This is a genomic window from Primorskyibacter flagellatus, assembly GCF_900176485.1.
GTDB lineage: Bacteria > Pseudomonadota > Alphaproteobacteria > Rhodobacterales > Rhodobacteraceae > Primorskyibacter > Primorskyibacter flagellatus.
On the sequence record NZ_FWYD01000010.1, the window covers coordinates 42,391 to 67,010 of the forward strand.

A 24,620-nucleotide genomic window follows, 5' to 3' on the forward strand; every position below is an offset into this window, starting at 1 on the left:
ACCCTTCAAGACTGGAGCTTCCATGCAAACTCGCGTCTGCCGTCTTTATGCTGCCGCTGACATCCGTATCGAGACCGCAGAACTGGACGCGCCCGGCCCCGGCGAAGTCTTGGTCGCGCTGTCCGCAGGCGGGATTTGCGGGTCTGACCTGCATTACTTTCAGGATGGCGGGTTTGGGCCGATCCGGGTGAAGGAACCGATCATTCTGGGCCATGAGGCCGCCGGTGTTGTCGTGGAACTGGGCGACGGTGTGACCGGTCTGACGCAGGGCCAGCATGTTGCGCTCAATCCCAGCCGCCCCTGCAATGATTGCATCTATTGCGCCGAAGGGCTGCACCAGCATTGCCTCAATATGCGGTTTCGCGGCTCTGCCATGCGGTTTCCGCACGAACAGGGATTGTTTCGCGACCGTATCGTGATTGGCGCGGCGCAATGTGTGCCGGTTTCCACGGATGTTTCGCTGGCCGAGGCTGCCTGTTCCGAACCGCTGGCGGTCTGCCTGCATGCCCGCAACAACGCGGGCGATCTGGCGGGCAAGCGCGTGCTGGTCACCGGCGCAGGCCCGATCGGCGCGCTGTGCGCCGCTGTGTCGGCCGAGGCCGGCGCGTCGGAGATTGTCGTCACCGACCTTCAGGACGTGCCGCTGAAAGCCGCCGAGGCGATGGGGGCTACGCAAACCATCAACATGAGCACTAACGCAAGCGCCATGAGCCGGTTCACCGAGAACAAGGGCCATTTCGACGTGGTCTTTGAATGCTCTGCCGCGCAGCCCGCGATCCGTGGCGCGATAGAGGCGATCCGCCCACGCGGCACGCTTGTGCAGGTCGGCGTGACCGGCGATGTCGCCCTGCCCGTCAACCTGCTGGTCGGCAAGGAAGTCGCCTTTCAGGGCACGCACCGCTTCCACCCGGAATTTGAACAGGCGGCTGCTGCGATCTCTTCCCGGCGCATCGATGTGCGCCCGATGATCTCGCAGAGTTTCCCGGTAGAGGACGCATTGGCCGCGTTTGAAACCGCCGCCGACCGCACCCGCGCCGTGAAGGTACATTTGACCTTTGCAGGATAGGCGCGGACTTGGCTTGCCCGGCGCAAATCTGACAGAGCCCCCTCAATCATCTGGAGAGCAGAGGTCCGGCTACAACGCCAAGCCATACGCCGCGGGGCAGTCCCGCGGCGTTCTGCATCGGCCTGCTTGCAATCAGCCTATCGCAGAACGTGGACCGCGCAGCGCGCATGGCGCACGACCTGATGCGCGGTCGAGCCCAGAAGATAGTCCTGCATCCCCGGCCGGTGCGAGGCGATGACAATGCAATCCGCGCCGATTTCCGAAGCGAAATCCAGAATCGTCCGCCCGGAATGTCCTTCGCGCAGCACCCCCTCGCCATTCGGCAGCGTCGAGGCCATTTTGGCCAGTTCGGTGTTGATCGCTTTGCGGCTTTCCTGAAGATAATCCTCCGGAATGTAGCTGATCGCATAGGTGGGCATCTGCTCCATGACATGCAACAGCGTGATCTTGGCGCTTTCGATGGAAAGCGCTCGGGCGACCTCCAGCGCGCCCTTGACGTCCCGATCCTCGTCGAACGAAATCGGAATCAGAATATTTCGATACATCTGCGATCTCCTTTTTGCCAATCCCGCATCAGCCTGACGGCCAAGCGTGTTCATTCCATTGATGCCGGGCGATGACGCGCACATCCATGAATGCACATATGAAGTCCGAATCACAGCCAGTTCTCCAGATGCCGTGACAGACGGCATAGGATGCAAACATGTCAGAAAGTTCCGGCAACCTCGTACATCACCGGCTCGAACGCGCGGCACAGCCCGTTGATCCGCCGATTCCGCTCGCGCATTTCGGGCGTGCGCAGCATCGCCTGAAAATCCTCACGACGGTTCCACTGCGAATAATTGGCAATCCGGGTCTGTGCGTCATTCACATGCAGGCCGGCCGAAACAAAGCCCGGCTGCTTGGAAATAAAGACCTCATAGGCTTCGGTCAGCTCGTCCAGCAGATCCTGACAGGTGCCGGGCGTCATCTCGAATGTGGTGATGACCGTCTGGACCTTGCTGGGGAAATTGATGGTTGTCGGCATGGCATCCTCCGTTTTGTACCAGTCTGGCAGGTTCGGAGGATCAGGCAAAGACCTCTGTTCATGCCTCAGACGTTGGGTTCGCCCTGAAGGCCCAGGATCTTGCGAAAGCCCGTCCAATAGCCCGGCAGGCGCGGCGGTTCCTGCATCCCGCGCAAGGCCTCTTCGGCCCAGGGCTGCATGCGGCGGTTGGCAAAATCGCGTCCCCAGGTCAGGAATGCCTCTGCCTCTGGCGGCCGCAACCGGCAGGCTGACCCGACCAGCCCGACAAGCGTTTCGGGCGGCGAATACCATTCATCCTGAATGCCGGTCACACGTTTCTGCATCAATGGTCCCACCAGCCGCATCAGCCGCTTGTCGGAATATTGCAGCAACATCCGGCCCATCTCGTCCCGCGAATAGTGGATCAGCGGCGGGAACGTGTCGAAGAAAACAGCCACGCCATCAACAATGGCGAAATTGCGGATCGAGGGGTGAAAGCCGATGCGCGTGTCGATCTTTTGCGCCCCGTGCCAGAAGCCTGCGATACACTGCCCTGCGGCCTCCATCATCGCCAGCGTGTCGTCAAGCGAGGCACCTTGCATCAGCGGCCGCATCAGGCTGCTTTCCGGCAGCGCGTCCTGCACGATCACCGGCTGGCGGGCGCCGTCGATGGTCACCAGATGCATCTCGGTATCGGGGATCGTTACGCCACATTGGCGCAGCGCGTCGAAATAGTCGTCATGGCAGCGTTTGAGCCGGTCCAGCGCCGCCTCATCCGGAAGCCCCCGGTAAACCTTGATCACCTTGTCCGACAGCGGGCCGGAACCGGGCCGGAACGGCGCACAGAAATATCCCAACTTGGAAATCGTGTGCCCTCTGGTCGAGGGTTCGGCTTTGATCAGCGCAATCAGCGCGTCGAGGTCGGTCATGGCAGTCGGCTCCGTCAGTCGGCTGGGGCGTGCTTACGCGTCCTCCAGCAAAAGCGCCACCTCTTCGCACAGCGCTGTCACCTCATCGCGGGCCGGTCCGCGCGGTGCCTCGATCGCACCAAGCCCCTGCCCCAGTGTTTCGGCATAGACTACACGGTTCGCCAATTGCGCCGTGGCAAGCTGTGCCTCCAGTTGCGAGGCGGCTTCCGCGACATCCGCGCCCAGCCGTGTTCCGGCCCGTGCGCGGTTCATCACCACCAACGCCACCCGATTTTCACGCCGCGCCAGATCCAGCACGCCTTCGGTCGCCCAAAGGTCGACATGGCTCATAGAAACCGGCACCACGACCAAATCGGCGGCGCGCAATGCCGGGCGCAGATCGCTGTCTGCCTTGGGCGGCGTGTCCACAATCACGATGTCATGGCTGTCGGCCAGCTTGCGACACTCATATGTCACCCCCCAGGCCGAGGAGGTCGCAAACTCGATCCCCGCATCTTCCAGCCGTTCAAGCCGCGCCATGAACCAGCGGCCCAGACTGCCCTGCGGGTCCACATCCACCACCGCGACGCTCTTGCCTGCGCGGGCGAACCCCACGGCCAGGTTCACCGCCACAGTCGTCTTGCCGGACCCGCCCTTTTGCTGTGCGACGGTGATGACGCGTCCTGTCATAGAGCTGCCTTTTCTGCTTGCGGCCCTGTGACCGACGATTCGCTTGCCGCGGTGACAGGCTTTGCGCCAAGCTGCGGTGCGCAAATCGCCACGTCAAGCCCGCCTGTCCGCGCAAAGTCAGGCTCGCTCCGCCTTAACCCGCCATTAACCAACCCTGTCCGATGCTGGACGCGGGGCTGCAAAGGACGGGTTGCGATGCTGAATTGTCTCTGCCTTCTGATTTGCCTGACCGGGACGCTCGCGAATGCGGGTGCCTGGCCACGGCCGGAAGGCACGGGATTTGCCAGCGTCGCGACCCGTCTGAGCTTTGACGACACCTTTATGACACTCACCTCGTACAGTTCGGCCTATCTCGAATACGGGTTGAACGGCCGCCATACGCTTGGGCTGGATGCGGGATACTCTAGCGACGGAACGTCCCGCGCCATTGTCTTTGTCCGGCAGCCGCTGTCCACAACGAAGGCCGGAAGCCCCATCGCGGCAGAGCTTGGGCTCGGCGTCATCGACACGCAGACCGTGTTGCGCCCCGGCATTTCTTGGGGGCGCGGATTGGATAAAGGCTGGATGGCGGCGGATGCTCTGGCAGAGATCCAGATGACCGGCGCAACTGACCTGAAACTGGATCTGACCTTAGGCCTGAAAGATGATCGCGGACGGATGCTTATCCTGCAATTGCAAACCGGAAAACCGTTTGGTCGGGCCGCAACCGCGCAGTTAGCCCCGTCTGTCGTCGTGCCTTTCGGCAAGTCCCGTCACCTGGAGGTCGGCGCTTCGGCAGATCTGCTGGAACGCCGAAACTTTCGGATCAAATTCGGTCTCTGGCAGGATTTCTGATCCGTACCAATCAGAATAGGGCCGAAGCGTGCAAAACGCCCCGGCCCCATGAAGGCTTACTTGTCCATCCGCACCTGGACGTTCACATCGCCCTTCACGGACGACGGCCAGACCAGATGGACCTGAGACCTGTTTGGCCCCTTCTGTTCGAACGCATGCGGCGAGACATATTGGGCTGCGTTGGACGCGTTTGCGATCCTGCCGCGCAATGCCACCCCGTCGACATTCTGCGCGTAGCCATTGAACGGCAAATGCGGCGCGCATTCCACCTGCCAGGTTTGCGCCGCCGTATTCTGACTATGCTTGACGGTCAGCGGGTTATGCGTCGGGTACTCCACGTTGTGATGCGTATTGTTAGAGAAGTAGAGCTTGCGCATTTGCCCGATTTCCAGATTGGCATAGCTGGTGTCCACACGCTCGATCCGGTTCATCACCGCATCCACACAGCGGAAGGTGTTGCCCGACACGTTCAACCCGTTGATGAAATGCCCGGTGCCAAAGGGTTTGATCACGATGAACGAAAACCAGCTCGCCACGCCACCCGCCAGGAAGACATTATCGGTGATCGACACGCCCGCAAAGCCGAAACCACCAGTATAGTCGGGTTCCGGTTCGCGCTCGTTCGTCCATTCGATGAAGCAGTTATCAACGTAATTGCCGGTGATCGTGGTGTTGCAGGCCCGAAGCGCCAGAACAAGACCGGCCGTGCGCACCCCGCCTGTTGAGCCTTGGAAGAAGTGGTTACCGGTGACGACATTGTTCGATCCTGACAGCACCGCAAAATGCCGGAACTGCGATGCCCGGTTATCTCGCAATTTCACGTCATTTGCATTGGCGGTGATCGCCACAACCGTCCTGTCCTGCGCGGCCAGGCCATTTTCAGGGCTTTCAAAGTTGCAGCGGTCCACCAGCATGCCCTGACAGCCCGACCCGTGCGAGGTGATGGCGCGATCCTGCGGACGGTTGAAGAAACAGTCGCGGAACTGAAAGATGCCGCCCAAAGGGGGCATCAGCACGCCGCTTGCCATGTTGTTGCACTGAAACTCGATATCCGACATCGAGAAATAGGTGAGCTTGTCGAAGCCGCTGAAATCCAGCAGATACTTGAACCGCGTGAACGTGTAGTTCTGCGTGCCGACCGCATCGGACAGTGGCTGCGACAGGGTGATTTGCTGCGCGGCCACATTGCGGTCGCGGACATAGATCTCGCGCCCCACGCCATTCGCTTCGACCAAAGACCCCACGGGGATGTTCGCGACATTGACCACGTTGGTCAGCGTAAACGGCTTTGAGGCCGTGTAGCTCGCCTGACTGGTCACGACGTCGTTTTCCCAGGCTGGGCCGCCTTCGGCACGCAACTGGCCATTACGGATATGGCGGCGTTGCGCAAAGGTCGTCCGGTTGTTGACCGCTGCCTGCATGTCGATCGGCGCTGTCACGGACACCCGCCGCCCGCCAAGGTCCAGACCCTCATGGTCGGAATTGTTCAGCAAAGATTGGACCGCCTTGCGAAACGCCAGTTCTTCATTGCCGAAAGCGTCGATATAGGCGGGCAGATGGAAATCACGCGTCAGCGACAGGATCGCATTGTCGGGCATGATGACGTTGCCTTCGAACTGAACCCGATTTTCCAGCGTCACACTGCTGCCGAGATAGTATATTCCCTTCGAGACCAGCACGCGTTTGCCATCGGCGGCCGCGTCAGCAGCCTCGAACGCCGCGCTGTCATCGGTAATGCCATCGCCCACTGCGCCATAGTCGCGCACATCGACCCAATTCATCAGGTCGCGATAAAAGACCTGAGTGACGTCCTCGATCTGTATATCGTCGATCCGCACAACCGCGCCGTTCTGGCCCGTCAGATCGATGCCGAAATGGCCATAAATCGGTTCTGTCCCCCAGACCAGATCGACCCCTGGCCGATTGCCGCTGCCAATGATGGCCGAAACCTCGACAACATCGCCATAAGCCGTCAACGGCACCGCGACATCGGTTTCCGGCAAGCCGCCCACATGGACACCGCCCGCAGATCCGGCCCAACCCGCGATCCTGACAGAGGGCAGATTGCCCGACATCGCCTTGATCCGAGCGGTCACGCGAATGTAGCAGCCCGGCAGTATAGGCGTCTGGCCCTTATAGCGCAGTTTCTGCACGCCTTCGGTTTTCTGAAGTTCCAGACACCCGCCAAAATCCTGATCCGCAGGCACAAAGGCCGCCGTCGCCACATTGTGGTAGCTGTCAGACCCCGGCACGCCGTTGCCGCGTGACCAGTGTCCCAAACCTGCCTCGAAAGCAGCAGGCATGAATTGCACCCCGTCGGTGATTGCCTTGTTCATTCCATTCCCTTTCCGCGTAAACAGCCCACCTGCAACGGGTCTCATCCGCCGCAGGACCGGTGTCCCGGCCTGCTGATCAACAGTGCCGGGTGCTCACCCGGCCGCTTTGAGGGAAATACCAATGCGACATTAACGCCGCCCGACAGCACCGTGACGGTAGGCGTTGCGCCCGATGAAGCATTACGTCCTGAAACGAAAATGGCGCACCAGAAAAGGCACGCCATTGCAATAGATTAGACAGTCTCGTTGTATCAACCGGGCCGTCAGACCGCCATGCCGGGCAGTTCCAGCATCTGAACCCCGCCAATGCGCCAGCCGTCGCGGCCCTCGACCATCTGATAGTCCAGCAGATGCACCTGTCCGTTCTGGTCGACGATCTGCACCTTTTGCCAAAGGCTGCCCTGGATCTGGCGAAGTTCCAGAAAATCCACGCGCCCTGGACGCCACACCATCGGATAGCCGTTCTGCACCATCCCGCCGAAATTCTCGGGCGACCCGAACATACCTTGAATGGAAGGGCTGGCGAAAGAGAACGCCCGCGCGAAATCATCCTGCCGGAATGCTTCCAACTGGGAAGAGATCACATCCTTGATGCCCGTTTCAGGTGTGTCCTGTGCCGCCACGCCGCCAGCTAACGCCACCGCTGCAACCAGCCCAAAAATCAAACTCCGCATGATCCATCTCCCTGCAATCTAGGCAGGGAGATAGCGCAGTTTGCTCTACGGTCAAAACGTGCCTCAGGCCGCCAGCAACTCGCCAGCGAGGGCCTTGTCGATCAATGCGACCGTTTCATCGACACCGTAAAGCGCGATGAACCCCCCGAAGCGCGGGCCTTGGCTGGCACCAAGAAGCACTTCGTACAGTGCTTTGAACCAGTCGCGCATCGGGTCGAACCGCTCGCGCCCGCATGAGAATACCAGCCCCTGCAAGGCTTCGCCATCCGCAGGTCCGTCCCAGGCGGCCAGACCGTCGCGCAACTCCATCAGGGCTTCACGCTCCAAATCAGTTGCGGCACGGAACACCTTGGCAGGTTTGACAAAATCATTGTAGTAGCGCACGGCAAAACCTGCCGCCTGATCCAGATCTGGATGCGTCTCCGGGCTGGCGTCAGGTGCATAGCGGCGCATGAACCCCCACAGGGTTTCCTTGTCCTCGGCACCTGCCACACTGGCAAGGTTCAGCAACATCGAGAACGGCACCACCATCCGGCTTTCGGGCACATCGCCGCCGTGGATATGCCACACCGGGTTGTTCAACTGCGCCTTCAGATCCTGCGTCGGGTAGGCCCGCAACTGCTGGTGATACTCGTCCACTGCCTTGGGGATCACGTCAAAGTGCATCCGCTTGGCCGTCTTTGGCTTGAGATACATGAAATAGGACAGCGATTCCGTCGAGGCATAGGTCAGCCACTGGTCGATCGACACACCGTTGCCCGATGATTTCGAAATCTTGTGCCCCTGATCGTCAAGGAACAGCTCATAGGTGAAATGCTCGGGCGGACGCATACCCAGCACCTTGCAGATGCCGTCATAGATCGGCGTGTTGGTGCTGTGATCCTTTCCGTACATCTCGAAATCGACACCCAGTGCAGCCCAACGCGCACCGAAATCCGGCTTCCATTGCAGTTTCACGTTGCCGCCGGTGACCGGCAGCGTCCATTCACGACCATCCGGGTCGTCAAAGGTGATCGTGCCGTCCTTGGCGTTGACCTCTTTCATCGGCACATACAGCACACGACCGGTTTCGGGGTGGATCGGCAGGAAGATCGAGTAGGTCTGCTGGCGTTCGTCGCGCAGCGATTTCAGCATGATCTTCATCACGTCATCATAGCGCTCGGCCGCGCGCAACAGCACCTCGTCGAACTTGCCCGACCGGTAGAACTCGGTCGCCGAGATGAATTCATACTCAAACCCGAACGTGTCCAGAAACCGCCGCAGCATGGCGTTGTTGTGATCGCCAAAGCTTTCATACTCGCCAAACGGGTCCGGCACACTGGTCAGCGGCTTTTGCAAATGCTCCTGCAACGCGTCCTGATTGGGTACGTTTCCGGGCACTTTGCGCATCCCGTCCAGATCGTCGGAAAAACAGATCAGCCGCGTTGGAATGTCGGAAATCAGCTCGAAGGCGCGCTTGATCATGGTCGTCCGCGCAACTTCGCCAAACGTGCCGATATGCGGCAGCCCCGAGGGGCCATAGCCGGTCTCGAACAGCACATAGCCCTTCTCGGGCGGCGCCTTTTCATAGCGTTTGAGCACGCGGCGCGCTTCTTCGAAGGGCCAGGCTTTCGAGGTAAGGGCGGCGTCGCGGATCTCGGACATGCGGAAAGTCTCCATTGGGCGCGCGCCCCGTCTTGGGGCACGCAGCGCTCGCGTACCTATTGCGGGCGCGGGCATAGGTCAATAATCTGCAACGCAACCTCCTCTTATTCCAAGGATCAGTCTTGTGAGCACCGAAGACGACGATACGCCCTCCCACCCGATGACGCCGCAGGACTGCCTTGTTGCCCTGATGGTCGCGATCTCTGCCTCAGACGAGAACATCCGCACGTCGGAGCTGGTCAAGATCCAGTCGGCGGTGAACAATCTGCCGGTCTTTGCTGAATATGACATCGACCGCATGAACAGCACCACGCAAACGGTGTTCGACCTGTTCGAACAAGAGGATGGGCTGGACGCGCTGTTCGGTCTGATCCGAGACAACCTGCCGGAGCGCCTGTTTGAAACCGCCTACGCACTGGCCTGCGATGTGGCCGCCGCCGACGGTCAGCTTTACGAACCGGAACTGCGCCTGCTGGAGGAAATCCGCTACGAGCTGAACCTCGACCGGTTGCACGCCGCAGCGATTGAACGCGGTGCCCGCGCCCGGCACCTGCGCGCCTGACGCACACTGATCTGCCCAAAATCCCCGCAAAGCCGCCTAACCGGGCGGCTTTCTGCTCAAAATGGTGCAGGTAAGCTATTCCTGACTGCCGACAACATGTCTTTTTTGATATGTCATAAAACAGGCAATTACCGCCGTTATGACTTTAATCGAAATTATTCTTGTCGGAGATTGAAGAATGAACCGCAGAAAGCTGACCCTACTGGGCCTGTTCCTGCTCTGCCTGCTGCCGATCGTCGGTGCCGCGGCACCGCGGCTGGCCCTGCTGAACTGAAAGCAACCCAAATGCGCTGTTTCCGCGGCGCCATGTGCTGACGCCGCGCCCTAGCTCGCGTGCAGAACATACCACCGGTCGATCAACTGCTGTTGCAGGATCTTCGCCCGCGCATTCCACGAGGCCGCCCCCGGCGGGCGTTCCCGCTCTGCTTTTTCCAGCCCGTCGCGACGGTCCGTGTCGGCGGCAAATATGGCGAAAGCCAGCGCCTTGCCGTCGGTCGTGTCCACATAGCCCGCAAGCCCACTTACGAAATTCAGCGTCCCGGTCTTGGCACGAACGGTTGCCGGATGGGACTTGAGAACCTTCCGATTGGCGTCCCGCATCGGGATCTCTTTCAGCAGCGGCAAAAGCCCCAGTCGTTCGCGCACCGCCACAAGCAAGGCCACCATATCGGGCGATTCCACCCGGCTGGTATCGCCAAGCCCCGAATGATCGACCAGTACGATGCCGTCGGTTTCGAACGCTGCATTGGCCCATGCGCTCATCGTCTCTGCCGACGCGCGCACAGAAACAGGCTTGCCGGACCGGGCGGTCGTCGCGGCCAAACCAACGACCTCTGCCGTCAGGTTCGTCGAGAATTTCAACATGTCACGCAGAATATCGCTGAGCGGCCCACTGTCCTGCCCCGCCAGTTCCGCCGCGGCCTCCGGCAATTCTGCGATCACCTTCGGCGCGCGCAACGCGATCCCCTGCGCGCGTGCGAAAGTCTGGAAAACCTCGCCGGCGTAAAGTTCAGGCTTGCGCACTGGCAACCACCGCGCCCCGCCTTTGCCAAGCGCGCCGCGTGCAACCGTCCACTCATCGGCAGCGCCACTGTCTTTGTAGGTGTAGACCGGCATGCTGCGTTCGATGACCTGCATCTTTGCAAAATGCACACCCGGACGATGCTGGCTGGACCGGGCTTCCATCGTCACGGCATAGTCGCTGTCCTCGCGGCGCCATTCGAAATGCACGCGGTTGAAATTCAGGTTCAGCCCCGAGACCGCCGGGTTATAGCCAACGTGATCAGGCTGCGAGATGTCGATAACGGGCACCATGGGCAACGCGCCGCCGTAAACTTGAAAATCGCCCTCGACGGTATGGATGCCTGCTGCCTTCAGCCCTTCCGACAGGGCATAAAGCCCGTCGGTGTTCAGCGTCGGGTCTGCCCCGCCCGCAAGGATCAGATTGCCTTTCAGAACGCCTTCCTGCACCGGCCCGCTGCCCAGCAGTCTTGTGCGAAAGCGATGTTCCGGGCCCAGAACCTCCAGCGCGTATGCGGCCGTGATCGCCTTGGCGACCGAGGCCGGCGGCAGTCCGACATTCGGGGCGTATTGCTCGATGATCTTGCCGGTATCGGCGTCCGACAGGCAATAGCTGACCTGACCGTTTAGCTTGGCGCGGGCGATCAGCTCTTCCGGCGGCGTCTGGGCCACGGCCAGCCGCGCTTCGCCGCGTGGCACGGGGCGCAAGGAACGGGTTGGTGCATTGGCAAGCGCGGGCGTGGCCACCATCAACGCAGCCGTCCCGCCCAGAAATGCCCGTCTCGAAATACGTTTTGTCATGTCCCAGAATTAACCCCACCATTCGCCGTGCCACAAGTCGAGTTCTCGTGAGTGCCTGCTGATTGCGCCCCTGTCCCGCTGTGGCGGGCAGCCCGGATCGCACTGGAACTGAGATCAACCATCGGCATGTTCACGAAACACCATGCCGGAGCCTGCGCATTTGGCAACAGTCGACTGGCCTGCGCCGGCAGTCGCGCATGCCGAAAGACCCGCGCCGCAACGGAGGTGCGCGCCGAAATCCGGTCTCCGGGCCGCGCCAGTACGCCCACAGGCACCGACCGCATGATCTGCTGCCAATTGTCCCATTGGCTGAACTGCACAAGATTATCCGCCCCCATAAGCCAGACAAAACGCACACCGGGGTGGATCTTGCGCAACCGCAGCACTGTATCGGCGGTGTAGCGCGTGCCTGCCTGTGCCTCGAAGTCGCTGACATGCACTTTGGGATGCTGCATGATGGCCCGCGCGCCCGCCATGCGCTGTTCCAGCGGGGCCGGCCCGCGCGGTTTGAGCGGATTGCCCGGACTGACCAGCCACCAGACCCGATCGAGGCCGAACCGTCGCAGCGCCTCCAATGTCACCCGGACATGCCCGGCATGGGCCGGATCAAACGATCCGCCCAGAAGGCCCACGCGCATGCCGGCCCGCAGATATGCCCCTCGCTGTTTCATCTTCCTCCTCGTCGGACCGGAAATCGCATAGTAGCTGCGGCCCGCAGAACAGAAACTACTCCTGAGTGCGAAGATCAACGGCTTTCGACCTCCGCCTTTCTCAATACGCAGTCGCAAACGCGACTTGCACAGCGAAAAGCCCCCACACCTCATCAAGCCCCCGACGTTCGCCCCGGCAAGGCGTTCCCTGTTGACCGGCCTGCCAGACAGCAGGATCAGCGGCATCGGCCACGTTGCAGCCAACTGTCAGGCAGTCTATATGCAGTCAACACTTTCAGGACAGAGCAGGATCGTTTCAGACATGGCAGCTTATCAGTACGTCTACCACATGGATGGTGTCTCCAAGACCTATCCCGGCGGCAAGAAATGCTTCGAAAATATCCGGCTCAGCTTCCTGCCCGGCGTGAAGATCGGCGTTGTCGGCGTGAACGGCTCGGGTAAGTCCACCCTGATGAAGATCATGGCCGGGATCGACAAGGATTTCACCGGCGAGGCCTGGGCCGCCGAGGGTGCCAAGGTCGGCTATCTGCCGCAGGAACCCACGCTCGACGAAAGCCTCAGCGTGCGCGAAAATGTCATGCTGGGTGTGGCCTCCAAGCAGGCCAAGCTCGACCGGTTCAACGAATTGGCGATGAACTACTCGGACGAGACCGCCGACGAGATGGCCGCCCTTCAGGACGAAATCGACAGCAACGACCTGTGGGATCTGGACAGCCAGATCGACGTCGCGATGGAGGCCCTGCGCTGCCCCCCCGACGATGCCGATGTCACCACGCTGTCGGGCGGTGAAAAGCGCCGCGTCGCGCTGTGCAAGCTGCTGCTTGAAGCGCCCGACATGCTGCTCTTGGACGAACCGACCAACCACCTTGACGCCGAAACCATCGCCTGGCTGCAAAACCACCTGATCGCCTATAAGGGCACCATCCTGATCGTCACCCATGACCGCTATTTCCTGGATGACATCACCGGCTGGATCCTTGAGCTCGATCGCGGCCGCGGCATGCCATATGAGGGCAACTATTCCTCTTGGCTGGAACAGAAAGCCAAGCGCCTGTCGCAAGAGGCCCGCGAGGACAAGTCCAAGCAAAAGACGCTGGAACGCGAATTGGAATGGATGCAGCAGGGCCAGAAGGCCCGTCAGGCCAAATCCAAAGCGCGTATTCAGGCCTATGAAGAACTTGCCGGGCAGTCCGAACGCGAAAAAGTCGGAAAAGCTCAGATCGTCATCCCCAACGGGCCCCGTCTGGGTGCCAAGGTGATCGAGGTCGAGAACCTGAAAAAAGCTATGGGCGACAAGCTGTTGATCGAGAATCTTGACTTCAGCCTGCCCCCCGGCGGCATTGTCGGCGTGATCGGTCCCAACGGCGCGGGTAAATCAACGCTGTTCAAGATGCTCACCGGGCAGGAACAGCCCGACGAAGGGTCCGTGTCCTATGGCGACACCGTGCAACTGTCCTATGTTGACCAGTCGCGCGACGACCTGAACGCCGATGACACCGTATGGCAGGCAATCTCGGGCGGTGCCGAAGTGATCAAGCTGGGCGATGCCGAGGTCAACTCTCGCGCCTATTGCGGATCTTTCAACTTCAAGGGCGGCGACCAGCAGAAGAAGGTCGGCCTGCTGTCAGGCGGCGAGCGCAACCGCGTTCACATGGCGCGGCTGCTGAAAGAGGGTGGCAACGTGTTGCTGCTGGATGAGCCGACCAACGATCTGGACGTCGAAACCCTACGCGCGCTTGAAGATGCGCTGGTGGATTTTGCAGGCTGCGCCGTGGTCATCTCCCACGACCGCTTCTTCCTTGACCGGATCTGCACGCATATGCTCGCCTTCGAAGGCGACGCGCATGTCGAATGGTTCGAAGGCAACTTCGAAGATTACGAGGAAGACAAGAAACGCCGCCTCGGCGTCGACGCGCTGGAACCGAAACGGGTGAAGTTCAAAAAGTTCGTGAGGTGAGCATAGGTTGCCGGAATCGCAACCAGGCACGGCTATTAACGGTCAAGTAGCAGAGAGCTGGAAATCTCGGCTACTTGTCCTTGCTGCCCTCACCGCCTTCTCTAGCTTTGACAATATCACTTGCATTGTTTGAATAGGATCAGGACCAGCACGAAAGCAGTGCGCAGGATCTTGTGATCGTCGGGGGAACAGTATTGGGCGGAGTCAACCGACCGTCGCAACACATTCAATTATATCCCGTTTGAGCAATCGGTCGAGTGCTTCGGCGCGAATTCTCCAGCCCATTTCTGGTTCGATTGATCCGCTTTGCAATCCCAAGCCAGCAAGTTGAACGCGATGTTGAACGTATGATTGCTGCGCGTCGTGACCTTGTGTTTGCCAGTTCTCCATCACGGATATGTCGTTCTGGCGCAGTAAACGCCCAATACAGAACCGGTGTTCGGGCCGGCCTCCTTCAACTTTTCAGTTATCCATGACTTGCCATAGCTGAGACAGGAGTGTTCTTGGATGTGGCCAACCTCACCATATCAGATTGCTGCCTGCAACTGACTGGACGGCTGTGGAGGATCGTTCCGGGAATTGGGGGCTGTCGAGTTGGTGAAAGGATGGCGGTCCCGACAGGATTCGAACCTGTGACCTCTCGCTTCGGAGGCGAGCACTCTATCCAGCTGAGCTACGGGACCGCGTTTTCAGCGGCGTATCTGTGCGGTTTCTGTACGATCCCGCGATTGCCGTTTTATTTCCATCTTACCTTTCAACGTCTTGCACCCATATCCCAAAGCCTTCGGAGGGCGACGCTCTGTCCGGTTGAGCTACGAGTGCCTGAGATCGGCGTATAGCCGCCGCGACCTGTGACTGCAATAATAAATTCCGGCTCAGACGCCAGAGAATTCTCACTCAGCCGAACAAATCGTGGGCCAGTTCAAGCGCGTCGATCAGCACGTCGACCTCCTGCGTGGTGTTATACATGCCGAAGGACGCCCGGCAGGTGGCGGTAACGCCCAGATGATCCATCAACGGACCTGCGCAGTGATGACCTGCACGCACCGCCACGCCCTTCTTGTCGAGGATGGTCGAGATGTCATGCGCATGCGCCGCCCCGTCCAGCGTGAAGGAGAAGATCGCGCCCTTGCCTTTCGCGTGGCCCTGCACCTGAAGCCAGTTCAGCCCGTCCAGCTTTGATTGCGCATAGTCCCGCAATCCAGCCTCATGTGCAGCGATATTTCTCATGCCGACACCGGTCATGTAATCCAGCGCCGTGCCCAGCCCGATCATCTGCACGATGCCGGGCGTACCGGCCTCGAACCGCATCGGCGGGTCGTTATAGGTGATCTCATCCTTGTGAACCTCGCGGATCATGTCGCCACCGCCCATGAAGGGGCGCATTTCGGCCTGACGGTCGGCACGGATATAAATCGCCCCGGAGCCTGACGGTCCGTAAAGTTTATGCCCGGTGATCGCGTAGAAATCACACCCGATCTCGGCCACGTTCACCGGCATATGCACCGCCGCCTGACTGCCATCGACGAGCACCGGAACGCCCTTTTCGCGCGCGCCATCGCAGATCGCTTTCACGTCCACCATGGTGCCCAGCACGTTGGACATATGGGTGACTGCGATCAGCTTGGTCTTGGGCGTGATCGCATCCAGCAGTTTTTGCGGATCGAGCGCGCCCGTCTCGTCGACATCGACCCATTTCAGGACAACGCCCTGACGCTCGCGCAGGAAATGCCAGGGCACGATATTGGCGTGATGCTCCATCACTGACAGGATGATCTCGTCGCCCGGCTCCATCCGCGGCATGGCCCAGCCATAGGCGACGGTGTTGATGCCTTCGGTCGTGCCGGAATTCATGACGATCTCATGCTCGTCCATCGCACCAAGAAACTGCGCGATGGTGCCGCGCACCGCTTCATACTTCTCTGTCGCGAGATTGGACAGGTAGTGCAACCCGCGATGCACGTTGGAATATTCCTGTGCATAGGCCGTGGTGATGGCATCAATCACAACCTGCGGCTTCTGCGCTGACGCACCGTTGTCCAGATAGACCAGTGGCTTGTTGTTGACCTGCCGCGAGAGGATCGGAAAGTCGGCTCGGATCTGCGTCACGTCATACATAGTTGCTTAGTCCCAGTGTAGAAGTCCCGACAAGGGACAGCAGAATTGAAAGGCCCACCACCGCGCCCAGAAGCGAAATGAAAAGCACGAAGACGGATTTTCCAAGGCTGCCAAACCCATGCGCCGCATCGATAAAGTTAAGCATGACCCACAGTCCCGCGACAGCTGCCGCGATCACCACAAGAACGCCGGCCCCCGGCAGAGCAAGGCTGATCAGGATCAGCGCCACTTGCATCAGAAAGCGCAGCGCTTGAAGCCAGATCAGCAGCAGGGCAATGTCTTCGAACTTCGCGGTGCCGCCCATCGCGCGACCGGCCCAAGTGATCACTACGGCAGCCGTGGCCACCGATCCGCCAAGAAGCAACATGAATGCCAGAGGCGACAGATTTCCGATTGCCACGGAGGGGTCAGGCGGCATGAGGACGGCCATCCCCGCAAAGACCAGCGTGTTCAACGCCACGACCAGCGCAAAGGCGGTCAGCAATGCCTCTCGCCCCAACCGGGCAGAGATCAGCAGCCGGGCAATATCGCGCGGTGCCAGCACCGTCTGCACCGCAAGCTGAAGGAAGGCTTGCGGGCTCATGCCCCTGCCCCCACGGACGTCTGAGGACGCTCTGCCACCCAGAGGCAACGCGCCCAGAACCAGCCGAAGATGGCCAGCCATAGCAACCCGACAAAGCTAAGCGCCGGGCCGGGCCCGATGAAACCGGCCACCAACCCGTTCAGCAACATCAGCGGAGAAGACGCCAGCACCGCCCAGAACAATGCCAGACGCGCATCGAACCAGCTTCCGCGCCCTCCAAGCAGGCGCGCAACAAGATGGCTGAGCGCCGCCAGCGCATATAGCATCAGCGGCGCGATAAAGACCCAGGCCAGCAGCGAGGCCCCCAGCATCGGGTTCAGCTCTTCCCCGGTCAGGTGCGCCTCGCGTGCCAGACGCGGCAGCTGCGCGACGAAGATCACCGCGCAGCCCGCCATCACGATGGCAATCGCGCGATCCTCGCGCTGGCCCATCGACAACAGGCGATGCATCACGCGCCCTGGCCCGCGATAGGTGGCCACGATGTCCTGGGTGACCGGCACCCTATCCGCGCCGCCGCGCGAGCCACGCTTCCATGCGGGTCACGATCTCTTCGGCAAGATCCGGATCCTCGATTTCCTCTACCGCTTCGGCCAGAAAGGACAGCGTCAGAAGGTCGGTCGCGATCCCATGCGGAATGCCGCGCGCCCGCAGATAGAACAGCGCATCCTCGTCGATCGCACCCGAGGTGGAGCCATGTGAACAGGCCACATCGTCGGCATAGATCTCCAGCTCTGGCTTGGCGAGAAACTGGCTGTCCCCATCCAGCAAAAGCGACTGGCTGATCTGATAGCCATCGGTCTTCTGCGCGCCTGCCTTCACAAGGATCTTGCCCTGGAAAACACCGGTCGCACCGTTGCGCAGAACTTTCTTGAAGACCTGACGGCTTTCGCAATTCACCGCATCATGGGTGATGAACACGGTGTCGTCATGCAGAAAATCGCCGTCGCCCATGCACGCCCCTGCAACATGCGCAGAGGCATCGTCGCCGGTCAGCTCGATCACGCATTCATTGCGCGTCATCACGCCATTGGCCGTCATGGTGAAGGATTTGAACCGGCTTTCCTGCCCCAGCCGCGTGAAGATATGCGTGGCGGCCTGACGCTCGTGATCGCGACCCTGAACGCGGACATGGTTGAACGCGGCGTTGTCTGCCACGTCGATCTCCATCACCATGTTGCACCGTGCCGCGACGGGGCCGCTTTCCAGCAGGGTCAGCGCCGCGCCCGCGTCCATGCGGATCACATGATGCAGCATGACGTCCGATTTCGGGTCGGCGTGATGGTAGACAAGCGCGATGGGTTTGGGGGCCGCGCCGGTCACATGGATCAGCACGCCGTCACTCGCAAACGCCGTGTTGAGCGCCGCCAGCGTGCGCGCGACGGGCGTCTGCCCAGCGGTCTCCAATGTGCCGTACAGATCACGCGCCCAATGGATGTCCGCCGAGCCGGCCTCTGCCAGACGTTCGATGCGCACATGATCCAGCGCCAGATCGTCAGAGGCAGCAGCATCGAATACACCATCGACGAAAACCAGTTTCAACTGGTCAACCTCACCGAAGACCGGCGCTTCGTCCGCGTCGAAAATAGCGGCTTCGGCGGCGGTTTCTGCCGTCAGCATGTCGGGCCGGGTGTATTTCCAATACTCATCCCGACGCCCCGGCAGGCCGGTTGCCTGCACACGGGCCAGCGCATCGCGGCGCGCAGGCTCGGCCCAGCCGCCTTCCGGCAGGCTGAGGGTGGCCAGACGCGCATCTGTCGCGTCCAGTTTTGCTTGTGCGATTGCCATTACACTGCCTCCGCCAGAATGTCGCCATAGCCGTTTTCTTCGACCTCAAGCGCCAGTTCCGGTCCGCCGGTTTTCACGATCCGTCCGTTCGACATGATATGCACCACGTCCGGTTTGATGTGGTTCAGCAGACGTTGATAGTGGGTGATGACCAGAAAACCACGGCCTGCGCCACGCAACGCGTTCACGCCGTCAGCGACCAGCTTCATCGCATCCACATCAAGACCGGAATCGGTCTCGTCCAGAATACACATCTTCGGTTCCAGCATCGCCATTTGCAGGATCTCGTTGCGCTTTTTCTCGCCACCCGAGAACCCTACATTGACGGGCCGCTTCAGCATCTCCGCATCGATCTGAAGTTCCTTGGCCTTGGCTCTGATTTCCTTGAGGAATTCTGTCGCGGACATTTCGTCTTCGCCGCGCGCCTTGCGCTGCGCGTTCACAGCCGTGCGCAGAAACGTCATGTTGCCGACGCCGGGGATTTCCACCGGATATTGAAAGGCTAGGAACAGACCAAGCGACGCACGCTCTTCGGGGTCCAGACCCAGCAGATCCTCGCCTTCCAGCGTGGCCGATCCTTCGGTCACATCATAGCCATCGCGACCCGCAAGCACATAGGACAGGGTCGATTTGCCCGATCCGTTTGGCCCCATGATCGCATGTACCTTACCTGCCTCAACGGTCAGGTTGACGCCTTTGAGGATCTGCTTATCCTCTTCTTCAAGTTCGACGTGCAGGTTCTTGATCTCAAGCATTTATTTTCCTTCCGTTGTCCCATCTGGCGCGCTCAGGGGCGCACCATCAACTGCATGATCCGCAAGAGCTGCGCCGGTGGCACGGGTTGCGGTGTTACATCAAACCGGGCCATCCGCCCGGTCATCTCCGGCGTGCCAAGGAATTCCTCGACCGCATGATAATTCTTGCGCTGCGCGTAGTCATCGAACAGCAGCACCAAGGGACGCTGTGCCATGAATGCCGCCGCCAAGGCACAGCCTTCGCGGAACCGACCATCCACCAGCACCACATCGGGCTGACGAAATTCCGGCAGGCCCCAGACCTCCAGCGGGTAACGCGGATAGCGCCGCCACTGACTGTCATCAACCGGACGTCCCCATTCTTTTGTCTCGCCCACATCGGACCAGATCACATCGACTGACGTGCCTTCGCTCGGCGGATTGTCGTTGAACCAGGCACGCATCATCTGCGCCCAGCCGTTGTCACTTTCCACCGAGAACACCGTCTTGCCCGGCATCTCGGCCGCCAGCACCGTGGATCCACCACTGCCATATTCAAGAATGACCTCTGCCCGCGCGTATTCGGCGCGCAGCAAAGCAGCCTCCGGCACGGGCATGGTCAATTCCGGGCGCGTCTGCCGCGCCTGTGTGATGACAGTGGTGTTCATCGTTCAGCCCAGCCGTACCGCCGTCCCACTGGCCGAGACCATCAGCATCGACTGGCCCACGACCTCGTAATCCAGATCAATGCCGACAACCGCGGTTGCCCCCAACGCGGCGGCCCGGTCCTCCAACTCTCGCAGCGCGGTGTCGCGCGCATCCTGCAACTTGGATTCGTATGCGCCCGACCGCCCGCCGACAATATCGGTGATCGAGGCAAACACGTCGCGCACGACATTCGCGCCCATGATCGCCTCGCCCACGACGATGCCCTTGTATTCTGCGATGGAATACCCCTCGACAGAGTTTGTGGTGGTCAGGATCATGTCCGTTCTCCTGTCAGGAATTTGGCGCTTGCCTTGGAACGCTGGTCTTTTTGAACCGGTGCCCTTGCAGAACCGACGCCGTGAACAGCGCGTTTATCGCCTGGTCACCCCACCGACCCTTCCAGCGAGATCGCAACCAGCTGTTGTGCTTCCATGGCAAATTCCATCGGCAGGGCTTGCAACACCTCTTTGGCGAACCCGTTGACAATCAGCGCGACGGCCTCTTCCTCGTCCATGCCGCGCTGACGGCAATAGAACATCTGGTCGTCATCCACCTTGGACGTGGTCGCCTCATGCTCTACCCGGCTCGAATTGTTGCGCACCTCGATATAGGGCACGGTATGCGCCCCGCATTTGTCGCCGATCAGCAGGCTGTCGCATTGCGTATAGTTGCGCGATTCCTTCGCCTTGGGGTGCATCGAGACAAGCCCGCGATAGGTGTTCTGCGCCACGCCCGCCGAAATCCCCTTGGACACGATGCGCGACTTGGTGCGCTTGCCCAAATGCACCATCTTGGTGCCGGTATCGGCCTGCTGGTGGTGGTTGGTGATGGCAATCGAGTAGAACTCGCCCTGGCTGTCATCGCCGCGCAGGATGCAGGACGGGTATTTCCACGTCACGGCAGAGCCGGTCTCGACCTGCGTCCACATCACCTTGGCCCGGTCGCCCCGGCAATCGGCGCGCTTCGTGACGAAATTGTAGATCCCGCCCTTGCCATTCTCGTCCCCCGGATACCAGTTCTGCACCGTGGAATATTTCACCTCGGCATCTTCCTCGATGATGATCTCCACCACCGCAGCGTGAAGCTGCGAGGTGTCGCGCATCGGGGCGGTGCAGCCTTCAAGATAGCTGACATAAGAGCCCTTGTCGGCAATGATCAGCGTCCGTTCGAACTGCCCCGTGTTCTCGGCGTTGATCCGGAAATACGTGGACAGCTCCATCGGGCAGCGCACGCCCGGTGGCACGTAGACAAACGACCCGTCGCTGAACACGGCGCTGTTCAATGTCGCATAGAAGTTGTCCGACACCGGCACAACGGAGCCGAGGTACTTCTTCACCAGATCGGGATGGTCGCGGATCGCCTCGGAGATCGAACAGAAGATCACGCCGGCGGCTTTCAGCTCTTTCTGGAAGGTCGTGCCGACGGATACGGAATCGAACACCGCATCCACTGCAACCTTGCGGCCTTCTGCGGGCGCGGCCTCTGCCCCTTCGACACCGGCAAGGATCATCTGCTCCTTTAACGGAATGCCCAGCTTCTTGTAGGTGTCCAACAGTTTTGGATCGACGTCATCCAGAGACTTGGGCTTTTCGGCCATGCTTTTGGGACGGGCATAGTAATACTGGTCCTGAAAGTCGATCTCGGGATAATCGACCATCGCCCAGTCCGGCTCTTCCTTCTGCAACCAGCGATCGTAAGCCGCCAACCGCCAGTCGGTCATCCATTCCGGTTCGCCGTTTTTGTCCGAGATCAGCCGCACGATATCCGGAGTCAGCCCTTTGGGGGCATATTCCATCTCGATCTCGGTGTTCCAGCCGTACTTGTACTTGCCGCCAACCTCACGCACCGCGTCAACGGTCTCGCGGTCCACGCCTTCCTTGACGTTTGTGGTATCCAATGCCGACATGTCTGTCTCCTTCGCTCGAATCCCGGGCCTCAAGCGGCGCGGGCCCGGTGTCTGTGATACTTCTCCAGCCACGTTTCAGCGAAACGCAGCACTTCATCCTCTGTCGTCGCAGGCCCCAGTGACACGCGGATCGCGCTCGCCGCCACGGCCTCGTCATATCCCATCGCGGTCAGTACGCGACTGGCGCGCACCTTGCCACTGGAACAGGCAGAGCCCGCCGAAATGGCAAAGCCCGCAAGATCCATCTGCATGACCTGCGTCTCCCCCTTCCAGCCCGGCGTCGCAAGGCAAGAGGTGTTGGGCAGACGACGCGCTGATTTCCCGACTAAAATAGTCTCTTTTGCGCCAGCCTCAATAGCTATTTCTAGAATGTTTCTAAGTTTTTCGACCCGATCCCAAATACCGGCATCAAGGTCTCGCGCCGCCGCCTCTGCCGCGGCACCGAATCCCGCGATCCCGATAACATTCTCCGTTCCGGACCGACGCCCCATCTCCTGCCCGCCGCCCCGAATCTGTGCAGCCAGATCCGTGCCCCGCTTCATCACCAGCGCGCCCACACCTTTTGGGCCACCCAGCTTATGCGCCGAGATCAGCGCCATCTGCGCGCCCGACCAGTTGAACGCAAAGGGCAGCTTTCCAAAAGCCTGCGTCATATCGCTGACAGCCAACCCCTGCGGCAAGTCCTGCACCACCCCGGTCTCGGAATTGGCCTGTTGCAAGGCACTGCCTTCGGGGTGCGTTACCGTCACATGCCCCGCACCATCGACAACCAGGCCGTCTGATACCCAAGCCATCACCGCATCATGCTCTATCGCCGCCCCGTCCAGCTTCCTGCCGATACAGGCCAAAGCCGCCGCCTCGGTGGCACCCGATGTAAAGACAATATCCGCACCTTCCGCTCCCAGGGCTGCCGCCACTTGCGCCCGAGCTTTCTCGACAATCGCTTTTGCGGCGCGACCTTCTGAATGCACCGATGACGGATTGCCTACAACATCCATCGCCGAAATCATCGCGTCACGCGCCTCGACCCGCAACAACGCCGTCGCATTATAATCAAGGTAAACGCGCGACTTCACACCCAACCCTTCTTCTTGGCAAAAATACTCCGGGGGTGAATGCCGCCGCAGGCGGCAGAGGGGGCTGGCCCCCTCCTTCGGGCGCGCAAGACGCGCGCAAACGGCCTGTCACAGAGCGACATCATTCCTCATCCACCACGGCGAACAAGGTTGGTACCGCCGGACAGGGTGCCAACCCGTTACCCACGATATCCGAAAGGCGGGTCTGATGCAGAAACACATAGACATGCGCGCTCAATCCCTCCCACAAACGGTTGGTCAGCGATTGCGCGCGACTGCCCGACAGCCCACCTGACGCACCCGCGCCCTTATGCATCGCATCAACTGTCTCATCCACGGCCGCCAAAACTTCGACAACGCGAATCTCGCTCGCTGGACGCGCCAGACGATACCCCCCGCCCGGGCCGCGGACCGAATCCACCAGCCCAGAACGCCGCAGCTTGACAAAAAGCTGCTCGAGATAAGGCAACGAAACGTCCTGACGTTTGGCAATATCCCCAAGCGTCACCAGATCGCCTTGCGGCTGAAGAGCAATATCAACCAGTGCCACCATGGCATAACGCCCCTTCGTGCTTAGTTTCAACGCACCGAACTCCCCTCGCGAAACGATTGACGTCTGCTGCCGCAGGGCTTATCTGCCATGCAGCCTGACCGGCCTCAAGCCGGATTAGAACCATTCTAAGGTGCTTGAGTGATTTCGTCAAGAATATTGCCGCACCCTACCAGGAGCCAGACCCGACCATGCCCGAGGTGATTTTTCCCGGACCCGAAGGCCGCCTCGAAGGCCGCTACCACCCGCAAAAGGAACGCGACGCGCCGATCGCCATCGTGCTGCACCCGCATCCGCAATTTGGCGGAACGATGAACAACAAGGTTGTCTACAACCTGCATTATGCGTTTTACAACATGGGCTTCACGGTCCTGCGGTTCAATTTCCGCGGTGTGGGGCGCAGTCAGGGTGAGTACGATCAGGGCATTGGCGAGCTGTCGGATGCGGCCTCGGCCCTTGATTACCTGCAATCGATGAACAACAACTCCAAGCATTGCTGGGTTGCGGGTTTCAGTTTCGGGGCATGGATCGGCATGCAGCTGCTCATGCGCCGCCCCGAGATCACCGGCTTCATCTCTGTCAGCCCTCCTGCCAATATGTATGATTTTTCCTTCCTGGCACCCTGCCCGTCCTCTGGCCTGGTGATCAACGGCACCACGGACCGCGTTGCGCCGCCTGCGGATACACGGACGCTTGTGGGCAAGCTGCACGAACAGAAAGGCATCACCGTCACCCATCAGGAGATCGACGGCGCGGGCCATTTCTTTGAAGAGCCGCATATGGACACGATGATCGGAAACGTTTCTGAATATGTGAAGCGCCGCCTGACGGAAAACACGCGCTGAGCAGGTGAGCACAGGCAAATGGGTGTTGAACCCTTTTTGTGATGAATTATCCGACATGCCTGTTTGAAATTGCGGGAGTGAGGGGCCAGCCCCTCACACACCCCGGAGTATTTTTACCAAGAAGAAGCAGTGATTGGTTTTTTCTT

Annotated in this window: 25 protein-coding genes and 1 tRNA gene; 5 read left to right on the plus strand and 21 right to left on the minus strand. The window is 60.3% G+C overall.

Translation table 11 applies throughout. The features are described from left to right. Positions 1-22: 22 nt before the first annotated feature. The gene (locus B8991_RS13010; RefSeq protein ID WP_084353427.1) at positions 23-1,066 is read left to right on the plus strand and encodes an L-idonate 5-dehydrogenase; all 1,044 of its coding nucleotides are present in this window, start codon (positions 23-25) and stop codon (positions 1,064-1,066) included. A 137-nt stretch (positions 1,067-1,203) separates the two neighbouring features. Here the strand turns inward: B8991_RS13010 and B8991_RS13015 are convergent, their stop codons facing one another. From B8991_RS13015 to parA, 4 genes are all read right to left on the minus strand, one after another. After that, the gene (locus tag B8991_RS13015; protein ID WP_084353428.1) at positions 1,204-1,611 is read right to left on the minus strand and encodes a universal stress protein; all 408 of its coding nucleotides are present in this window, start codon (positions 1,609-1,611) and stop codon (positions 1,204-1,206) included. 161 nt (positions 1,612-1,772) lie between these two features. After that, positions 1,773-2,093: an antibiotic biosynthesis monooxygenase family protein gene (locus B8991_RS13020; protein ID WP_084353429.1), complete on the minus strand. Its 321-nt coding sequence runs from the start codon at positions 2,091-2,093 to the stop codon at positions 1,773-1,775. A gap of 65 nt (positions 2,094-2,158) precedes the next feature. Then, complete coding sequence (locus B8991_RS13025; protein ID WP_084353430.1) at positions 2,159-3,001, minus strand: DUF6206 family protein; 843 nt, start codon at positions 2,999-3,001, stop codon at positions 2,159-2,161. 33 nt (positions 3,002-3,034) lie between these two features. After that, the gene (parA, locus tag B8991_RS13030) at positions 3,035-3,670 is read right to left on the minus strand and encodes a ParA family partition ATPase (protein ID WP_084353431.1); all 636 of its coding nucleotides are present in this window, start codon (positions 3,668-3,670) and stop codon (positions 3,035-3,037) included. 195 nt (positions 3,671-3,865) lie between these two features. Here parA and B8991_RS13035 point away from each other — a divergent pair, with 195 nt between their 5' ends. Continuing rightward, positions 3,866-4,504 carry a hypothetical protein gene (locus tag B8991_RS13035; RefSeq protein WP_084353432.1) on the plus strand — a complete coding sequence of 213 codons (639 nt, stop codon included), beginning with the start codon at positions 3,866-3,868 and terminating at the stop codon, positions 4,502-4,504. A 56-nt stretch (positions 4,505-4,560) separates the two neighbouring features. On the opposite strand, the gene B8991_RS13040 is transcribed toward B8991_RS13035, so the two are convergent. From B8991_RS13040 to B8991_RS13050, 3 genes are all read right to left on the minus strand, one after another. Next, entirely contained in the window at positions 4,561-6,840 is a 2,280-nt protein-coding gene (locus B8991_RS13040) for a glycosyl hydrolase family 28-related protein (RefSeq protein ID WP_084353433.1), read from the minus strand. Positions 6,841-7,103: 263 nt separating this feature from the next. Further along, positions 7,104-7,514: a DUF4864 domain-containing protein gene (locus B8991_RS13045; protein WP_084353434.1), complete on the minus strand. Its 411-nt coding sequence runs from the start codon at positions 7,512-7,514 to the stop codon at positions 7,104-7,106. A 63-nt stretch (positions 7,515-7,577) separates the two neighbouring features. Then, on the minus strand, positions 7,578-9,158 hold the full coding sequence (locus B8991_RS13050; RefSeq protein ID WP_084353435.1) for a lysine--tRNA ligase: 1,581 nt from the start codon (positions 9,156-9,158) through the stop codon (positions 7,578-7,580). Between the two features lie 160 nt (positions 9,159-9,318). Between B8991_RS13050 and B8991_RS13055 the strand changes: the two genes are divergently transcribed. Next, positions 9,319-9,720, plus strand: coding sequence for a tellurite resistance TerB family protein (locus B8991_RS13055; protein ID WP_084353436.1), 402 nt, complete (start codon positions 9,319-9,321; stop codon positions 9,718-9,720). A 324-nt stretch (positions 9,721-10,044) separates the two neighbouring features. Here B8991_RS13055 and dacB read toward each other — a convergent pair whose 3' ends face one another. Together dacB and B8991_RS13065 are read right to left on the minus strand one after the other, a co-directional pair. Continuing rightward, complete coding sequence (dacB, locus tag B8991_RS13060) at positions 10,045-11,541, minus strand: D-alanyl-D-alanine carboxypeptidase/D-alanyl-D-alanine endopeptidase (RefSeq protein ID WP_084353437.1); 1,497 nt, start codon at positions 11,539-11,541, stop codon at positions 10,045-10,047. Continuing rightward, positions 11,538-12,212, minus strand: a complete 675-nt coding sequence (locus B8991_RS13065; protein WP_084353438.1) for a nicotinate-nucleotide adenylyltransferase — start codon at positions 12,210-12,212, stop codon at positions 11,538-11,540. The genes dacB and B8991_RS13065 overlap by 4 nt, the downstream gene beginning before the upstream one ends. A gap of 301 nt (positions 12,213-12,513) precedes the next feature. Here B8991_RS13065 and ettA point away from each other — a divergent pair, with 301 nt between their 5' ends. Then, positions 12,514-14,169, plus strand: a complete 1,656-nt coding sequence (gene ettA, locus B8991_RS13070) for an energy-dependent translational throttle protein EttA (RefSeq protein WP_084353439.1) — start codon at positions 12,514-12,516, stop codon at positions 14,167-14,169. A 204-nt stretch (positions 14,170-14,373) separates the two neighbouring features. Here the strand turns inward: ettA and B8991_RS22310 are convergent, their stop codons facing one another. From B8991_RS22310 to iscR, 12 genes are all read right to left on the minus strand, one after another. Then, positions 14,374-14,559, minus strand: coding sequence for a hypothetical protein (locus tag B8991_RS22310; protein WP_179141491.1), 186 nt, complete (start codon positions 14,557-14,559; stop codon positions 14,374-14,376). Positions 14,560-14,775: 216 nt separating this feature from the next. Beyond that, positions 14,776-14,852, minus strand: a tRNA-Arg gene (locus tag B8991_RS13075). A gap of 214 nt (positions 14,853-15,066) precedes the next feature. Next, positions 15,067-16,287, minus strand: a complete 1,221-nt coding sequence (locus B8991_RS13080; RefSeq protein WP_084353440.1) for a cysteine desulfurase — start codon at positions 16,285-16,287, stop codon at positions 15,067-15,069. Beyond that, positions 16,280-16,870, minus strand: coding sequence for a YIP1 family protein (locus B8991_RS13085; RefSeq protein ID WP_179141492.1), 591 nt, complete (start codon positions 16,868-16,870; stop codon positions 16,280-16,282). The genes B8991_RS13080 and B8991_RS13085 overlap by 8 nt, the downstream gene beginning before the upstream one ends. Then, a complete protein-coding gene (locus B8991_RS13090; protein ID WP_084353442.1) occupies positions 16,867-17,370 on the minus strand; it encodes a YIP1 family protein in 504 nt (167 codons plus the stop codon). The genes B8991_RS13085 and B8991_RS13090 overlap by 4 nt, the downstream gene beginning before the upstream one ends. Position 17,371: 1 nt before the next feature. Continuing rightward, entirely contained in the window at positions 17,372-18,655 is a 1,284-nt protein-coding gene (locus tag B8991_RS13095; protein ID WP_084353443.1) for a SufB/SufD family protein, read from the minus strand. Then, the gene (gene sufC / locus B8991_RS13100; protein WP_084353444.1) at positions 18,655-19,410 is read right to left on the minus strand and encodes a Fe-S cluster assembly ATPase SufC; all 756 of its coding nucleotides are present in this window, start codon (positions 19,408-19,410) and stop codon (positions 18,655-18,657) included. Before sufC ends, B8991_RS13095 begins: the two co-directional genes overlap by 1 nt. Before the next feature lie 32 nt (positions 19,411-19,442). Further along, on the minus strand, positions 19,443-20,057 hold the full coding sequence (locus tag B8991_RS13105; RefSeq protein ID WP_235866627.1) for a hypothetical protein: 615 nt from the start codon (positions 20,055-20,057) through the stop codon (positions 19,443-19,445). A 3-nt stretch (positions 20,058-20,060) separates the two neighbouring features. Then, entirely contained in the window at positions 20,061-20,375 is a 315-nt protein-coding gene (locus tag B8991_RS13110; RefSeq protein WP_084353445.1) for a heavy metal-binding domain-containing protein, read from the minus strand. A 104-nt stretch (positions 20,376-20,479) separates the two neighbouring features. Continuing rightward, the gene (gene sufB, locus B8991_RS13115) at positions 20,480-22,003 is read right to left on the minus strand and encodes a Fe-S cluster assembly protein SufB (RefSeq protein ID WP_084353446.1); all 1,524 of its coding nucleotides are present in this window, start codon (positions 22,001-22,003) and stop codon (positions 20,480-20,482) included. A gap of 29 nt (positions 22,004-22,032) precedes the next feature. Then, positions 22,033-23,079 (minus strand): cysteine desulfurase family protein, encoded by a 1,047-nt coding sequence (locus B8991_RS13120; protein WP_235866628.1) that lies wholly within the window; start codon positions 23,077-23,079, stop codon positions 22,033-22,035. A 121-nt stretch (positions 23,080-23,200) separates the two neighbouring features. Next, complete coding sequence (gene iscR / locus B8991_RS13125; RefSeq protein WP_084353448.1) at positions 23,201-23,662, minus strand: Fe-S cluster assembly transcriptional regulator IscR; 462 nt, start codon at positions 23,660-23,662, stop codon at positions 23,201-23,203. Positions 23,663-23,820: 158 nt separating this feature from the next. Here iscR and B8991_RS13130 point away from each other — a divergent pair, with 158 nt between their 5' ends. Continuing rightward, on the plus strand, positions 23,821-24,474 hold the full coding sequence (locus B8991_RS13130) for an alpha/beta hydrolase (protein WP_084353487.1): 654 nt from the start codon (positions 23,821-23,823) through the stop codon (positions 24,472-24,474). Positions 24,475-24,620 lie beyond the last annotated feature (146 nt).

Bases quoted from the DNA above. Each gene is read 5' to 3' on its own strand.
- B8991_RS13010 (WP_084353427.1), top strand. From the start codon at position 23: ATGCAAACTCGCGTCTGCCGTCTTTATGCTGCCGCTGACATCCGTATC.
- B8991_RS13015 (WP_084353428.1), bottom strand. From the start codon at position 1,611: ATGTATCGAAATATTCTGATTCCGATTTCGTTCGACGAGGATCGGGAC.
- B8991_RS13020 (WP_084353429.1), bottom strand. From the start codon at position 2,093: ATGCCGACAACCATCAATTTCCCCAGCAAGGTCCAGACGGTCATCACC.
- B8991_RS13025 (WP_084353430.1), bottom strand. From the start codon at position 3,001: ATGACCGACCTCGACGCGCTGATTGCGCTGATCAAAGCCGAACCCTCG.
- parA (WP_084353431.1), bottom strand. From the start codon at position 3,670: ATGACAGGACGCGTCATCACCGTCGCACAGCAAAAGGGCGGGTCCGGC.
- B8991_RS13035 (WP_084353432.1), top strand. From the start codon at position 3,866: ATGCTGAATTGTCTCTGCCTTCTGATTTGCCTGACCGGGACGCTCGCG.
- B8991_RS13040 (WP_084353433.1), bottom strand. From the start codon at position 6,840: ATGAACAAGGCAATCACCGACGGGGTGCAATTCATGCCTGCTGCTTTC.
- B8991_RS13045 (WP_084353434.1), bottom strand. From the start codon at position 7,514: ATGCGGAGTTTGATTTTTGGGCTGGTTGCAGCGGTGGCGTTAGCTGGC.
- B8991_RS13050 (WP_084353435.1), bottom strand. From the start codon at position 9,158: ATGTCCGAGATCCGCGACGCCGCCCTTACCTCGAAAGCCTGGCCCTTC.
- B8991_RS13055 (WP_084353436.1), top strand. From the start codon at position 9,319: ATGACGCCGCAGGACTGCCTTGTTGCCCTGATGGTCGCGATCTCTGCC.
- dacB (WP_084353437.1), bottom strand. From the start codon at position 11,541: ATGACAAAACGTATTTCGAGACGGGCATTTCTGGGCGGGACGGCTGCG.
- B8991_RS13065 (WP_084353438.1), bottom strand. From the start codon at position 12,212: ATGAAACAGCGAGGGGCATATCTGCGGGCCGGCATGCGCGTGGGCCTT.
- ettA (WP_084353439.1), top strand. From the start codon at position 12,514: ATGGCAGCTTATCAGTACGTCTACCACATGGATGGTGTCTCCAAGACC.
- B8991_RS22310 (WP_179141491.1), bottom strand. From the start codon at position 14,559: ATGGAGAACTGGCAAACACAAGGTCACGACGCGCAGCAATCATACGTT.
- B8991_RS13080 (WP_084353440.1), bottom strand. From the start codon at position 16,287: ATGTATGACGTGACGCAGATCCGAGCCGACTTTCCGATCCTCTCGCGG.
- B8991_RS13085 (WP_179141492.1), bottom strand. From the start codon at position 16,870: ATGAGCCCGCAAGCCTTCCTTCAGCTTGCGGTGCAGACGGTGCTGGCA.
- B8991_RS13095 (WP_084353443.1), bottom strand. From the start codon at position 18,655: ATGGCAATCGCACAAGCAAAACTGGACGCGACAGATGCGCGTCTGGCC.
- sufC (WP_084353444.1), bottom strand. From the start codon at position 19,410: ATGCTTGAGATCAAGAACCTGCACGTCGAACTTGAAGAAGAGGATAAG.
- B8991_RS13105 (WP_235866627.1), bottom strand. From the start codon at position 20,057: ATGAACACCACTGTCATCACACAGGCGCGGCAGACGCGCCCGGAATTG.
- B8991_RS13110 (WP_084353445.1), bottom strand. From the start codon at position 20,375: ATGATCCTGACCACCACAAACTCTGTCGAGGGGTATTCCATCGCAGAA.
- sufB (WP_084353446.1), bottom strand. From the start codon at position 22,003: ATGTCGGCATTGGATACCACAAACGTCAAGGAAGGCGTGGACCGCGAG.
- B8991_RS13130 (WP_084353487.1), top strand. From the start codon at position 23,821: ATGCCCGAGGTGATTTTTCCCGGACCCGAAGGCCGCCTCGAAGGCCGC.